This is a genomic window from Pedobacter sp. D749 (genome assembly GCF_019317285.1).
In the GTDB taxonomy this organism is placed as follows: domain Bacteria; phylum Bacteroidota; class Bacteroidia; order Sphingobacteriales; family Sphingobacteriaceae; genus Pedobacter.
The window spans coordinates 3,662,420-3,676,639 of record NZ_CP079218.1 but is presented as its reverse complement, the minus strand read 5'-3'; the positions used below and the strand labels follow the sequence as shown (position 1 = coordinate 3,676,639).

Here is a 14,220-nt window from a genome sequence, read left to right as displayed (position 1 = left end):
TTTTTATTTAAAATCATTTGAAAAGCAGATTCCTGTATTTTTAGGTTAGTTCCGGTCCCGCTTTTCCTTCTGCCGATTAGAAGAAATCGGCATTCGGGCAATCGGGTTTAGTTAACCTGGGTTCTGCTCTTTTTTGGAAACACATTTATCTCAGGTCGCTTATATTAAATAAATCACTAAAATTGATTCATTGATGTATCCCAATTCGGACAGTTCTATAGGTGTAAAAAAGGACATATTTTTCTTATTAATTGTAATTTATACAATTAAAATTTCTACAGGTATTAATCAAAACCTAAAAGGTTAGTTTTTGGCCTTTATAAGCGTTCAGCCAGGGTATTCTTTAAAATGTCATCTGCAGGTGGAATTTCGCTTTCACTAGATCCTAAGTCATTTTTGAGGCCTTAAATTCAATAAAAAATAGTTTGAAAATAAGTGTTAAAAATGGTAACAAAGCACGCCGTTTGATATCTATATCGTGCTTGATAAATGGTTTATCAGGTTAAAAAAAGAAAAAAAATATAACATTATGGAAGCGCTCATTTCTAATTACTGGTGGGTTTTAGTGGCACTGTTGTGCATCGTTTTATACAAATATATTTTACGTTTCTTATTCGGGATGGTTATCGTACCTGAAGACAGAATCGGCTTGATTACCAAAAAATTCGTACTCTTTGGCTCCGATCGGGAGCTGCCCGATGGCCGCATCATCGCAGTTAAGGGAGAAGCCGGTTTCCAGGGAAAAACACTTGCGCCGGGATTGTATTTCGGAATGTGGTTCTGGCAGTACAGCGTAACGATGGAACAGTTTACCATCATTCCTGAAGGAAAAATCGGACTGATTATGGCCAAAGATGGTTCGGAAATCCCAACCGGAAATATCCTCGGGCAGCGGGTAGAATCTGATAATTTTCAGGATGCCGTGAAATTTCTTGATAATGGTGGTCAGCGAGGCCGGCAAACCTCTTATATTACATCAGGTTCCTACCGTATCAATACGATGTTGTTCCAGGTTTCGGTTACCGAAATGATCCGGATTCAGGAAAGCATGGTAGGCATTGTGACCACTCTTGATGGTTTACCGATTGAGGCCAATCAGATCGCGGGTAAATTGGTAGATGGCCACAACAATTTTCAGGATTTCGATGCATTTATCAAACAAGGTGGTAACCGTGGTTTGCAGCCTCAGGTAATTTTAGCGGGTTCATACAACCTTAATCCGTGGGCAATTCAGTTAGAGGAAATCCCAATGACCGAAATTGCGATTGGTTATGTAGGTGTAGTGATTTCCTTTATAGGTACAGATGGAAACGACTTAACCGGTGCAGACTTTAAACATGGCAACATTGTTGGTAAAGGCTCAAAAGGCGTTTGGCTGGAACCACTTGGTCCGGGTAAATATCCAATTAACAAATACATCATGAAGGTAGAGTTGGTGCCCACAACCAATTTGGTGTTAAACTGGGCATCTGCACGGAGTGAGGCGCATAATCTGGACAAAAACCTCTCAACCATTACCGTACGTTCTAAAGATGGTTTCCCTTTCAATTTGGATGTAGCGCAGATTATCCACGTACCTACTACAGAAGCACCAAAAGTAATTGCCCGTTTCGGTAATATGGTGAACCTGGTTTCGCAGGTTTTGGAGCCTACTATTGGTAACTATTTTCGTAACTCGGCCCAGGGAAGCGATGTAATTGCTTTCCTTAGCACCCGTAAAGAGCGTCAGGAATCGGCTAAAGAACATATCCGCAAAGTACTTGATGAATATAATGTAAATGCGGTTGATACGCTGATCGGTGATATTGTTCCGCCAGAATCATTAATGAAAACCCTAACAGACCGTAAAATTGCAGAAGAGCAAAAGGTGACTTACGAAACCCAAAAACAGGCACAGGAAACCCGTCAGGGAATGGAGAAAGAAACCGCCATCGCAGATATGCAGAAAGATATTGTGAAAGCACAACAAAGTGTAGAGATTGCCGAACGTACCGCAAGTGCAACCGTGAAAAAATCGGAAGGTGATGCCGCTGGTGTAAAATTAGCTGTGGGTGCAGAGGCTGAGGCTACCAAAATGCGGGCACATGCCGAGGCCGAAGCCACCAAGGCAAGAGCGCAGGCTGATTCGGAAGCGATTAAGTTGCGTGCATCAGCAGAGGCTGAACAGATTTCGTTAACCGGTAGTGCCGAAGCAGGTAAAATTCTGGCCGTAGGTAAATCAACCGCCGAAGCTTACGAACTTGCTGTTAAAGCTTTGGGTGGCGAAAACTTTACCCGTTACAAAATTACTGAAGAGTTATCGAAAGGTAATGTAAAACTGATTCCTGATGTATTAATTGGTGGCAACGGCGGTAATCATGGAGGATCAGCTATGGATGGCTTATTAGGCTTGAAATTGATGGAATTAATGGATCCTCAGGCACGTAAAGAAGTGGTAGCGGTTGCAGAAATTGTAGAAACTAAAGCTAAACCTAAAAAGGATAATATCAACCCTTAATTTGGTTAATCAGATTGGAAAGCCTCGATGGAAATCGGGGCTTTTTGTTGTTACTCCTCTCAAGTTACCGTCATTTCGTGCGGAGTGCAACGCAGTCGAGAACCACGGAGTGCTCAGCGAAGCTAAATCTGTCCAGATAGATCTCTCCACTCCGCGTTGCTTCAGTCGAGATGACGATTTTTCTTTTGGATTTATTAATAATACTTTCAATTATAGTCATTTTTTATACAAACCTTACACCCTCAACCTTTATACCTTAAACCTTTTTAGTAACTTTGCAACCTAATTTAGAATGACTGAATTTTTAATGGTTGAATGGTGTGAAATTCATTCATTCTACCATTCTCTCATCCAATAATTTTAAGAAATGAAGAAAGTAAAAGTTGGCTTAGTGCAAATGAGTTGTACTAAAGATAAGCAAGAAAATTTAGATAAAGCGATTGCGAAAGTAAGGGAAGCGGCTGCAAAAGGTGCGCAGATTGTGTGTCTGCAGGAGCTTTTTACTTCTTTATATTTCTGCGATGTTGAAGATTACGACAATTTTGACCTGGCAGAAGCTATTCCTGGTCCTTCTACGGATGCATTGCAGGTGGTAGCTAAAGAATTGGGTGTGGTAATTATCGCTTCATTGTTTGAGAAACGTGCTGAAGGTTTGTATCACAATACCACCGCTGTTTTAGATGCTGATGGTTCATATTTAGGGAAATACCGCAAAATGCATATTCCTGATGATCCTGCTTTCTACGAAAAATTTTACTTTACCCCAGGCGATTTAGGCTATAAGGTTTTCGAAACCAAATTTGCTAAAATCGGTATTCTGATCTGTTGGGATCAGTGGTATCCTGAAGCTTCGCGTATTACAGCCTTAATGGGTGCCGATATTATGTTCTATCCAACTGCAATTGGTTGGGCGACTGATCAGGATGAAGAAACCAATCAAGATCAATACAACGCCTGGCAAACCATTCAACGCTCACATGCAGTGGCGAACGGTGTACCGGTGGTAAGTGTAAACCGCGTTGGTTTTGAGCAAGATGGCGCCATGAAATTCTGGGGAGGAAGTTTCGCTACGAACGCACAGGGCAAATTACTTTACTTAGGCTCGCACGATCAGGAAGAAACCGAAGTGGTAGAATTAGATTTATCAGAATCTGATTTCTTCCGTAAACACTGGCCTTTTTTAAGGGATAGAAGAATTGATTCTTACCAACCGATTACAAAAAGATATATTGATGGGGATTAAAAAAGTCGGAGGTCGGGAGACCGAAGATGGAGGCCAAAGAGCATACAAGCAAAGTGCTAAAATTTCCAATGCTATAATTTGAAGGGCTGGATATAGGGTAAAAGAGATTTGTATTCAGTAAGAAAATCTTAAAGGTTTGGATTGGACTGTAAGAAGTTGTAATTTGTTGTGGTATAATATAGACTATGACATCGGACCTCTAATCTCAGACTAAAATGGCATTCAAATTTGAAAAACTCAAGGTTTGGCAAAAGGCTTTAGACTTAGCTGATGAGATTGATAAAATGACAAAAACTTTTCCAAAGGAAGAGATTTATATTTTAACATCACAGGTTAAGCGTGCTGCCGATTCGATTTCAATGAATATTGCCGAAGGAAGTACAGGTCAAAGTAACCCTGAATTTTGTAGATTTTTAAGATATTCTTTGCGTTCTGATATAGAAGTTGTGAACTGTTTACACTTGGCAATAAGAAGAGGCTACATTACAGAGGAAATATTTCAGAAACATTATCAATCCTGCGAAGAAATTTTGATCATGATTTCTGCTTTAATCAAATCGCTGAATTGAGTCGGGTGTAAGAAGACCGACGATACTGGCGATTTATGAATACACTAAATCATCTGGCTTCGGCGGCCACATTTCGAAACTTTAAAAAACTAAAAGACAAAATAATCCGACCTCGGATATCCGACTTCGGACTTTATTAACACACTAAATCATCGGACTTCGGACACCCGACTTTCGGACTTTAAAAACTATGTCAAACTTTCCTCCTAAAAAAGATTTAAATATCAATCAATTCGATTATTCGCCAAAGCAGCAAGGTTTTGCTTTTCCCGCCGAGTGGGCTAAACATGAGGCAACCTGGTTAAGCTGGCCGCATAAAGAAGCCTCTTGGCCAGATAAAATCGAGACTATTTACGAACCATATTGCCAATTTATCAAAGCTTTTGCCGAAGGCGAAAAGGTCCGTATTAATGTTAAGGATGAAGAAATGAAGGCTTTTGCTATTTCTGAATTAACGAAAGTAGATGCAGATTTAAGTCAGGTTGAATTTTATTTCAATGAAACCAATGATGCCTGGTGCCGCGATCACGGTCCAGCATTTTTGCTAAAAGGAAATGAAAAGGCTGTTGTAGATTGGGGTTACAATGCCTGGGGTGGAAAATATCCTCCATTTGACCTGGATGATGTAATTCCGACAAAGATTGCCAGACATTTCAATCTCCCTTTATTTACGCCAGATATTGTAATGGAAGGTGGTTCGGTAGAGTTTAACGGCGCAGGTACGGTTTTAACCACCACAGCTTGTTTGTTGAATGAAAACCGTAATCCGCATTTAACCAAAGAGCAGATCGAAAAGTATTTGCTCGAATATTACGGACAGGAGCAGGTTTTATGGTTGGGCGATGGAATTGTAGGTGATGATACCGATGGCCATATTGATGATATTACGCGATTTGTGAACGAGGATACGGTTTTAACGGTTGTAGAAAGCAATCCGCTTGATGAAAATTATATCTTGTTACAAGAGAATCTGGAGGCCTTAAAAGCCATGAAGCTGAAAGATGGTCGCTCGTTAAATATTGTAGAACTGCCGATGCCATCACCAGTAATTCATGAAGATACCCGTTTGCCTGCATCTTATGCGAACTTTTACATTGCTAATGCAGCTGTAATTGTACCAATTTTTGATGATGTAAACGACCAAAAAGCTTTAGATATTATCCAGGGCTGTTTCCCTGATCGCAAAGTGATTGGAATCAACTCAGTCGATATTATTTGGGGATTGGGAAGTTTTCATTGTTTAAGTCAGCAGGAACCGGCGTTATAATTTATTGATATGAAACTGAGCAGAATAATTTTATTTGGTAATGATATTGGTGCCCTGAAAGTTTTTTATCAGTCCGTTTTTAATTTTTCGTTAATAGAAGAAATTGAAAACGAGTGGCTGGTTTTCAACGCGGGCGTCATCGAAATTGCTTTTCATCGGATTGGGGAATCATTCAGAAATGAGGATTCTTTTCGTGCAGAAAGTAATGTGAAACTAGTTTTTAGTATTGAAGAAGATATTGAAGAGCTTCAAAAACGACTTATAGAAAGTGGTGCAAAAATGAAAGATATCAAATCTTTTGAAGGCATTGATTTTCTTTTTTGCGATGGAGAGGACATAGAGGGGAACATTTTTCAGCTTAGCCAGAAAAAAGCATAATCTTTTATGCTTTAAATTATAACTTTACAACATTAAAATATTTCAACTTTACAACATTTCATAATGAAATTATTAGAAGGAAAAACAGCATTAATTACAGGCGCATCTAAAGGAATCGGCCGGAAAATAGCGGAGAAATTTGCCGAACAGGGCGCTAATGTAGCTTTTACATATTTATCATCAGTAGAAAAAGGTGAGGCTTTAGAGCAGGAATTACAAAGCTTCGGAACAAAAGTTAAAGGTTACCGTTCTGATGCTTCTAAATTTGCTGAAGCTGAACAATTGATCAATGATATCGTAGCCGAATTTGGTACTATTGATATCGTAGTGAATAATGCGGGCATTACTAAAGATGGTTTATTGATGCGCATGAGCGAAGAAAACTGGGATGATGTGATTAATATCAACTTAAAATCAATCTTCAACGTAACCAAGGCAGCTTCTAAAATAATGATGAAAGCCCGTAAAGGCGTTTTTATCAATATGGGTTCCATTGTGGGCACTACGGGTAATGCTGGTCAGGCCAATTATGCTGCTTCTAAAGCCGGAATCATCGGTTTTACCAAATCAATCGCAAAAGAATTAGGTTCGAGAAATATCCGTGCCAACGTGGTTGCACCAGGATTTATCCGTACCGAAATGACAGATATTCTCGATCCGAAAGTAGTTGAAGGATGGGAAAAAGATATTCCGTTAAAACGTGCCGGTGAGACTGAAGATATTGCCAATGTTTGTGTGTTCCTAGCTTCAGATATGAGCGCTTACGTGACCGGACAAACCTTGTCTGTTTGCGGTGGGATGCTGTAATTAGCAAAAAGCTTAAAGACCAAAGATAAAAGCGAAAATCTGCCAGTAACTGAGTTTTCTGGCAGATTTTTTTATTTAAGATAACCATGACCCTAAGTAAAATAATTCTGATTAGTGCCTGTACTTTGATTGTAATACTCGGTATTACCGCCGCATTCAATAGTGCAGCCGATGGTAATAATGTGATTGGTTTCCCTTTTGTTTTTTATGAATATTTAGGCGGAAAGCGGTTTCCTGAACCTACTACACGCCATTGGTTCAATTTCTTTGCTTGTGCTATTGATGTCATACTTCTTTTTGGGGTTCCTTTTACCGGTTTGCTTTTTTATCAAAGAAAACAGAAGACTAAAAAGAAATAGCGATTATTGGAAGGTTGCAAGGTTTTGCGAGCAGAACATTGCACCTTTTCAACCTTTTAACTATTTTACAACATATTTCCCTTTTACCTCACTAACTTTCGGTTGCGTTTTATTCTTTTCGAAAGCTAAATACGCGGCTTGTAACGATTTCCAAAAGTTTGCCTGCGTTGGGAATTGAGTACTATATTTCTTCATATTTCCGTCCGTCATTTTGAAAGGATAGAGGTTAACAGGAATCCTTTCCTGACCCGCATTTCTGGCTTCAACACCCAATACATACACTTCTTTAATTTTTTCGTCGGTTAAAGGAATACAGCCTACGGTTACACAATTGCCATGGATGTAAATATCACTTCCAGGTTTTCTATCCTTTCCGGTTCTTGCATAATCAACTGTATTTGGATAGTTTACACCCAGTGATAGGTGGAAATTACTCATCGGGTTAAAAACATTAATGTAATAAAAACCTTCTGGTGTTTGTCCATCTCCTTCAATCACTTTTGGGCCAATGGTGCCAGAATGCGCACAAAAATCGTAAGTTCTGAATAAAGAATAGGTTTTAGCCGAATTATTCTTTAACCATACTTCAAGTTTGCCTTCCGTTTTATAGGCATTGATCACCATCGTGAATTTATCTCCATAACCACCAGCCTGGACAAATTTTTTCAATGTTTCCCATTTTTCGCTGTATGCTTTTTCTACTCTTTCAAATTTAATTTGAGTGGCTTTAAAATTATTTTGGGCATTCACCATAAGGCTTAGAGATAGCAGAAATGTTAGACAGATTATTTTCATAAGGATTGATTTGGTTTAAAAATAGGTAATTAACCACAGAGCGTAAAGCGTTCTCTTTTTTTACCACAAAGGTCATAGAGAAAAGGCACGAAGTACACAGAGTTAGGTGCCTAAAAAGGTTTAGGTACTTTGTGATCCTCAGTGTAAAACTCAGTGCACTTAGTGGTTAAACAAATGGATGTTTTTTAGTCTTGGCATAAATTCTTTATAATTAATAACCTTGAAAATTTCCTCAAAATTACCATCTTTATGAATTATGAACAGTTTTTTTTCTGGTACATCTATTTTGTTTTTTCTCGGTTGCCTGGCACTGGGCGTATTGTATGCCTGGTTGTTGTATCGCGGCAACAAAAATTTAGATAAAAAACTTCAGTATGGTTTAACAGCATTGCGGATTATCGCAGTAACCACCATTACATGGTTAATATTTGCTCCCCTCATCAAAACATTAAATTATACCTTAGATAAACCGGTAGTCATTATCGGGCAAGATAATTCTCTTTCTATTGGTCAGGTCAAGGCAGCAGGTTTCGACCAAAAATTATACGAACAGCATCTTAAAGCTTTACAAGATAAACTATCAGACAAATACGAGGTGAAAACGCTTCACTTTGGCGATCAGGTAGCCGATGGTTTCGATTTTAAAAATCAGGGTAAATTGACCGATGCCTCTGCTTTTTTTCAAAAAGTTAGGGATGAATATACCAATAGGAATGTTGGTGCTATAATTTTAGCTACTGATGGTATTTTCAATCATGGTGGAAATCCGCTATACAGCATCAATCAGATCAATGCGCCGGTTTATACCATTGCCCTGGGAGATAGTATCCCGAAGCGGGATGTACTGATTTCGAATGTGAATTACAATAACATAGTGTACCTGGATGATGATTTCACGATCGAAGTTCAAGTTCAGGCCTTTCAAAGCAATGGCGAAAATTCGACTTTAACTGTTAGTCAGAATGGAGCAAAGATTGAAGAGCAAAACATACCTATCAGTGGTAATTCTTTTGTTAAAACGGTTCCTGTTAAGATCCATGCAGGTAAAATTGGCGTTCAGAAATATACTGTTCAATTGGGTGCGTTAAAAAATGAAATCACTACACGAAATAACGTTCAGACTTTTTATGTGGAGGTGATTGATGGCAGGCAGAAAGTATTGCTTGCAGCGGTTGCACCACATCCCGATTTGGGTGTGTTAAAAGAAGCTATTTCACTCAATAAACATTACGAAGCTAAACTTGCCTTGGCAGATGATTTAAACGCAACAGATCCATCCAAATTCGATTTAATTGTTTTGTATCAGCTACCCGATATTCAAAATATCTCATCCGTTTTTTTAAAGAAATTGGCCGGTTTGAAGAAGCCTGTCTGGTACATTTTGGGCGCTCAGAGCAATATTAATACCTTCAACCAGATCCAGAATCAGGTGAATCTGAGTTCAGCCAACGGTTCTGTTCAGGAGGTATATGCTGATTTTGCCAATGGTTTTACCAGTTTTAATCTCACGGAAGAAGATAAAAAACAGTTTTCGGCTTTCGATCCTTTGCTTGGTCCATTTGGAAGGCTGACCGTTAACGCAGGCGCAACACCCGTTTTTAATCAACGTATTGGTAAAGTGAGTACCCAGCAACCATTATTGTTCTTTGCAAATGAAAAGGGCTTAAAGGCTGGTTATCTGATGGGAGAGGGGCTATGGCGATGGAAACTTTCGGAGGCTGAAAATGAAAGTAATCAATCGGTTTTAAATGATCTGATTTCAAAAACGGTTCAATACCTATCGGTTAAGGATGATAAGCGAAGGTTTAAGTTATTTACTTCAAAGTCTGCCTACGATGAAAATGAAGCCATCCAATTTAACGGCACGCTTTATAACGATAGCTACCAGCCTGTAAATGAGCCGGAAGTTAAACTTCAGGTTAAGAATGAGGCAGGCAAACTGTTTAATTATATTTTTTCTAAAACAGAAAATGGCTATCAGTTAGATGCCGGGAGTATGTCAGCTGGTAATTATTCTTATCTGGCTAATGTGGAATTGGGAGGAAAGAAATTCACAGCCTCTGGTAGTTTCTATGTAAATGCACTGATTGCAGAATTTCAGCAGACAACAGCCAATCACCAGCTTTTAAATACAATATCTAAACAAAGCAATGGCAAGTTGTTTATGCCCGAAAACCTGCTTAAAATAGCTGACGAGATTGCTAAAAACGAGAACATTAAAACCATTAGCTACGAAGACCGCAAGTATGATGAACTCATTAGTATGAAATGGCTATTTGGCTTAGTGCTGATCTTATTGGGTACAGAGTGGTTTTTAAGGAAAAGAAATGGAGAACTTTAGTTGATGTAAAATGTAGTAATGTAAGATGGATGATGTAGCCAATTTACCCCCTCTTCCATCATCCATCTCCCATTTTACCTTCCTAGTGCCATTCATCCCTGTAAACGAACTTTGGCATGTGCCATTCGAAGCGGATAGAAAGTAATCTTAACGTTAATCCAACAATAGCAGCCGAAATGGTCGCCAACATCTCACTTCCATGAAAATGTTCTATACCGATATAAATGGCGCCGGTAACTATCGCTGCACTCGCATAAATTTCTTTTCTAAAAAGAAATGGTACTTCATTGCAGAGCACGTCACGTAGTACGCCGCCTGCACAACCGGTAATCATTCCGCTAAACAATACAATTAAATAAGGCAAATGGATTTGCTGCGCTACCTGACAACCAATGATAGTAAACACCACTAAACCCAAAGCATCAAGGTAAAGAAAAAGCTTTTTGAGTTTAGTCATAATAGAGGCGATAAATGCTGCCAATAAAGCCGCTGCTGCGGTAATTACCAAATATTCCGGATGTTCTACCCAGCTCATCGGGTAATGGCCGAATAATACATTTCTAACCGTTCCACCGCCTAATGCCGTAACCCAGGCAATAATACAAACACCAACCCAATCCATATCACGTCTGCCGGCAGAAAGTGCAGCAGTCATGGCTTCGGCTGTTATGGCAATAATGTAAAGGATATGGAGCATTCGATTGGTTAATTGTTTGAATGGCTAATCGTTTAACAGGAAGGGGAATTGTTTAATTGTTAACTCCAAACTGTCAACTTTTAACTGAAAATTGCCAACTGAAAACTAGTCCTTCTTCTCTTCCCGGATAATTACGAAAACATCTTCATTATCTTTTTTCATGAAGTATTTTTCGCGGGCAAATTTTTCAGCTGTATTCAGGTTGGTATTCAGTTCGTTCAGATCTTTTTTAACCTGGGCGGTTTCTTTCTCAAAATATTCTTTTTCTTCCTGCAGTTTATTGGCCTGACTGCGGTATTCGTACTGCGACATCATATCGTTTTTATCGAAAAATAGCATCCACATCGCAAAAGCGACAGTAGCAAGGAAATATTTATTGCGGAAAAGATCTATTAAACGTTTCATATATGATATGAGATTTTTGATGTGAGATTTGAGAAGATCAAATCCCAGCAAACAAATATAGTATTAAAATAAAAACATCCGAAGATTTAAAATCTCCGGATGTTTCGCAAATAAGTTTTTCAACTTGTTAACACCTCTCTGCCTTAGAGCATCTCTCCTAAAGGAAAGGAAAAGAAATCCTCTTTAGGGGATTTGGGGGCTATTTTTTAGCGTATTTGAATTTTGAACCGATAAAACGTGCGTTTTCACCCAATTCTTCTTCAATACGTAATAATTGATTGTATTTTGCAATCCTGTCTGAACGTGATGCAGAACCTGTTTTAATCTGTCCGCAATTTAATGCTACAGCTAAATCAGCGATGGTAACATCTTCAGTTTCGCCAGAACGGTGACTCATTACCGAAGTATAACCACTGTTTTGCGCTAAAGTTACTGCATTGATCGTTTCAGTTAAAGAACCGATCTGGTTTACTTTTACCAGGATTGAGTTAGCAGTAGCCTCATCAATACCACGTTGTAAACGCGTAACGTTGGTTACAAATAAATCATCACCTACCAATTGAACATGGTCGCCGATTTTATCGGTTAAGCTTTTCCAGCCAGTCCAGTCATTTTCGTCCATACCATCTTCAATAGAGATAATCGGATATTTTGCAGAAAGGTCAGCTAAATATTGTGCCTGCTCTTCGCTTGAACGAATTACACCAGTAGCACCTTCAAATTTAGTATAGTCGTATTTACCATCTTTGTAGAATTCAGATGATGCACAATCTAAAGCTAAACAGATTTGAGAACCTGGTTTGTAACCAGCAGTTTCAATTGCTTTTAATACCGTTTCAATTGCATCTTCAGTACCGTCGAAAGTTGGTGCAAAACCACCTTCATCACCTACTGCAGTAGATAAACCTCTATCATGAAGAATTTTTTTCAAGCTATGGAAAACTTCAGTTCCCCAGCGTAAAGCCTCAGAGAAAGATGGAGCGCCAACCGGCATAATCATAAATTCCTGGAAAGCGATAGGTGCATCAGAGTGAGAACCTCCGTTAATGATGTTCATCATCGGAATTGGTAAAGTGTTTGCATTAACACCACCAATGTAACGGTATAATGGTTGACCGATTTCATCAGCAGCAGCTTTAGCAGCAGCCAAAGAAACACCTAAAATAGCATTAGCACCTAAGTTACCTTTGTTTTCGGTACCATCCAGGTCTAACATAATTTTGTCAATTGTATTTTGCTCAAAAACATCAATACCTCTTAATGCATCAGCAATTTTAGTATTTACATTTTCTACAGCTTTTAAAACTCCTTTACCTAAATATGTAGATTTATCACCATCACGTAATTCAACAGCCTCATATTGTCCAGTAGATGCACCGCTTGGTACAGCTGCACGGCCAAAAGCGCCTGCCTCTGTTACTACTTCTACTTCTACTGTTGGATTGCCTCTCGAATCGAGAATCTGTCTGGCATGGACATTAACGATTATGCTCATTTTTATTTGATTTTTTATTGATTTTTTAACCTGCTTAGTGTATAAAGTACAATTACTAAGCGCAACATCAAAGTTAGTATAATTTTTAAATAAATAAAGCGTTTTGAGGCTTAATGTTATGATAGTTGTTTGAGTTAATGGATGGTTAATTTTAAGTTAATATTGGTCGTCAAACTCATGATCCTTATAGCATGGACATTCATGCTTTTTTGAAAAGCAATTGCAGGAGTACTTCTGTTGGGGTTGGTCCTGCTTTCCATTACAAGTCCTCGCTTCGCTGTGGGCTTTCCATTTCATCCGATAGCTATCGGATCAGGTTTAAATTACTTAGATTCGGTAATTTATAGGAAAACTATGTCTAAAGGTGCTGTCCAAAAAAAAAGCCGTTAAATAAACTTTAACGGCTTTTCGTATCTATCGGTCGGTGTCTCACCGACCGAAATAGAATCTATTTATTTTTTAGCTTCAGCCAAAAGTTCAGAATTGAGGCGTACATATTCATCAACCTTTTGAGCTGTTGCAACGTCGATGCCTTGTTGTGCAGTAGTTGCTGCGCCGGTTTTGTCACCCATTTTTAATTGGATACGGCCTTTCCATAGCTTAAACCAAGGCGCTTTTGGATCTGATTTTTCTGCTTCCGTCATCCATGCTAAAGCTTGTTTTAAATCTTTTCCATGTTGAAAATAATACTGTGCAGCCGCAAAATATGGTTTCTTTTCACCTTTCATTGCTTCAGCAATATTAGCCATTACTTTTTCATCAATAGAAGTTGTAATATTAACGCTATAGGCACTATTCTCCCACATCATGTTTAGCGTTGTAGATATTTCGCTAACAGCCGAAAATTGCATGGTTAAAGTTTCTACTTTATCCTTTAAAGCTATAGTTTTTACTTTTACACGAAGCACATCATCACTTTCCTTATATTCATACGCACCCCATTGATCGGCAATTTTGTTGAAAATAATGGTCCATTCGTTTTTACCCGGAATACTGAACAGGCCATATTCGCCAGCCGGTAAATCTTTACCTTCAATTTTAACGGCATCAGTAAATTTAATGCGTGTTGCTGCATTTGCACCGTTGCGCCAAACTGCGCCCATAGGCTCCATACCGCCAAAAATTTTGCGATCCTTTACATTGGGGCGAGAGTAGCTTAAAGTTATTTTGCCTAATCCAAAATCCTGGATGATGGTTTGGCCACTACTTGCTTGTGGAAATTTGGCTTCCTGGGCATTTGCAAAATCTGCTGCACCCAAAAGTGCTACAAACAGCACTATTGATTTGATCGATAATTTCATTGCTTTGTTGTTTTTGGTTTGTGCGAATTTACGCATTAAGCTCCGGGTTTAACAAAAGTTTTAATG

At 38.8% G+C, this 14,220-nt stretch carries 13 protein-coding genes; 8 read left to right on the top strand and 5 right to left on the bottom strand.

Translation table 11 applies throughout. From position 1 onward, the window contains the following. Positions 1-529 precede the first annotated feature (529 nt). From KYH19_RS14780 to KYH19_RS14750, 7 genes are all read left to right on the top strand, one after another. Positions 530-2,497: an SPFH domain-containing protein gene (locus KYH19_RS14780; RefSeq protein WP_132400563.1), complete on the top strand. Its 1,968-nt coding sequence runs from the start codon at positions 530-532 to the stop codon at positions 2,495-2,497. A gap of 367 nt (positions 2,498-2,864) precedes the next feature. Beyond that, positions 2,865-3,740: a carbon-nitrogen hydrolase gene (locus KYH19_RS14775; protein WP_132400566.1), complete on the top strand. Its 876-nt coding sequence runs from the start codon at positions 2,865-2,867 to the stop codon at positions 3,738-3,740. Positions 3,741-3,955: 215 nt separating this feature from the next. Further along, complete coding sequence (locus tag KYH19_RS14770) at positions 3,956-4,309, top strand: four helix bundle protein (protein WP_219075674.1); 354 nt, start codon at positions 3,956-3,958, stop codon at positions 4,307-4,309. 190 nt (positions 4,310-4,499) lie between these two features. Then, entirely contained in the window at positions 4,500-5,576 is a 1,077-nt protein-coding gene (locus KYH19_RS14765) for an agmatine/peptidylarginine deiminase (protein WP_219075673.1), read from the top strand. Between the two features lie 9 nt (positions 5,577-5,585). Further along, positions 5,586-5,954 carry a VOC family protein gene (locus tag KYH19_RS14760; protein ID WP_219075672.1) on the top strand — a complete coding sequence of 123 codons (369 nt, stop codon included), beginning with the start codon at positions 5,586-5,588 and terminating at the stop codon, positions 5,952-5,954. A 63-nt stretch (positions 5,955-6,017) separates the two neighbouring features. Further along, positions 6,018-6,761, top strand: a complete 744-nt coding sequence (gene fabG, locus KYH19_RS14755) for a 3-oxoacyl-[acyl-carrier-protein] reductase (protein ID WP_108198354.1) — start codon at positions 6,018-6,020, stop codon at positions 6,759-6,761. Between the two features lie 86 nt (positions 6,762-6,847). Continuing rightward, complete coding sequence (locus KYH19_RS14750; RefSeq protein WP_219075671.1) at positions 6,848-7,120, top strand: hypothetical protein; 273 nt, start codon at positions 6,848-6,850, stop codon at positions 7,118-7,120. Positions 7,121-7,180: 60 nt separating this feature from the next. Here KYH19_RS14750 and KYH19_RS14745 read toward each other — a convergent pair whose 3' ends face one another. Then, positions 7,181-7,915 carry a murein L,D-transpeptidase family protein gene (locus KYH19_RS14745; RefSeq protein WP_219075670.1) on the bottom strand — a complete coding sequence of 245 codons (735 nt, stop codon included), beginning with the start codon at positions 7,913-7,915 and terminating at the stop codon, positions 7,181-7,183. Positions 7,916-8,171: 256 nt separating this feature from the next. Between KYH19_RS14745 and KYH19_RS14740 the strand changes: the two genes are divergently transcribed. Then, positions 8,172-10,256, top strand: a complete 2,085-nt coding sequence (locus KYH19_RS14740) for a hypothetical protein (protein ID WP_219075669.1) — start codon at positions 8,172-8,174, stop codon at positions 10,254-10,256. 82 nt (positions 10,257-10,338) lie between these two features. On the opposite strand, the gene KYH19_RS14735 is transcribed toward KYH19_RS14740, so the two are convergent. From KYH19_RS14735 to KYH19_RS14720, 4 genes are all read right to left on the bottom strand, one after another. Next, a complete protein-coding gene (locus KYH19_RS14735; RefSeq protein ID WP_219075668.1) occupies positions 10,339-10,953 on the bottom strand; it encodes a trimeric intracellular cation channel family protein in 615 nt (204 codons plus the stop codon). Positions 10,954-11,058: 105 nt separating this feature from the next. Then, positions 11,059-11,358 carry a septum formation initiator family protein gene (locus tag KYH19_RS14730; RefSeq protein ID WP_029286805.1) on the bottom strand — a complete coding sequence of 100 codons (300 nt, stop codon included), beginning with the start codon at positions 11,356-11,358 and terminating at the stop codon, positions 11,059-11,061. A gap of 199 nt (positions 11,359-11,557) precedes the next feature. After that, a complete protein-coding gene (gene eno, locus KYH19_RS14725) occupies positions 11,558-12,853 on the bottom strand; it encodes a phosphopyruvate hydratase (protein WP_025145766.1) in 1,296 nt (431 codons plus the stop codon). Between the two features lie 452 nt (positions 12,854-13,305). Beyond that, positions 13,306-14,190 carry a DUF2911 domain-containing protein gene (locus KYH19_RS14720; protein WP_255562429.1) on the bottom strand — a complete coding sequence of 295 codons (885 nt, stop codon included), beginning with the start codon at positions 14,188-14,190 and terminating at the stop codon, positions 13,306-13,308. Positions 14,191-14,220: the final 30 nt, after the last annotated feature.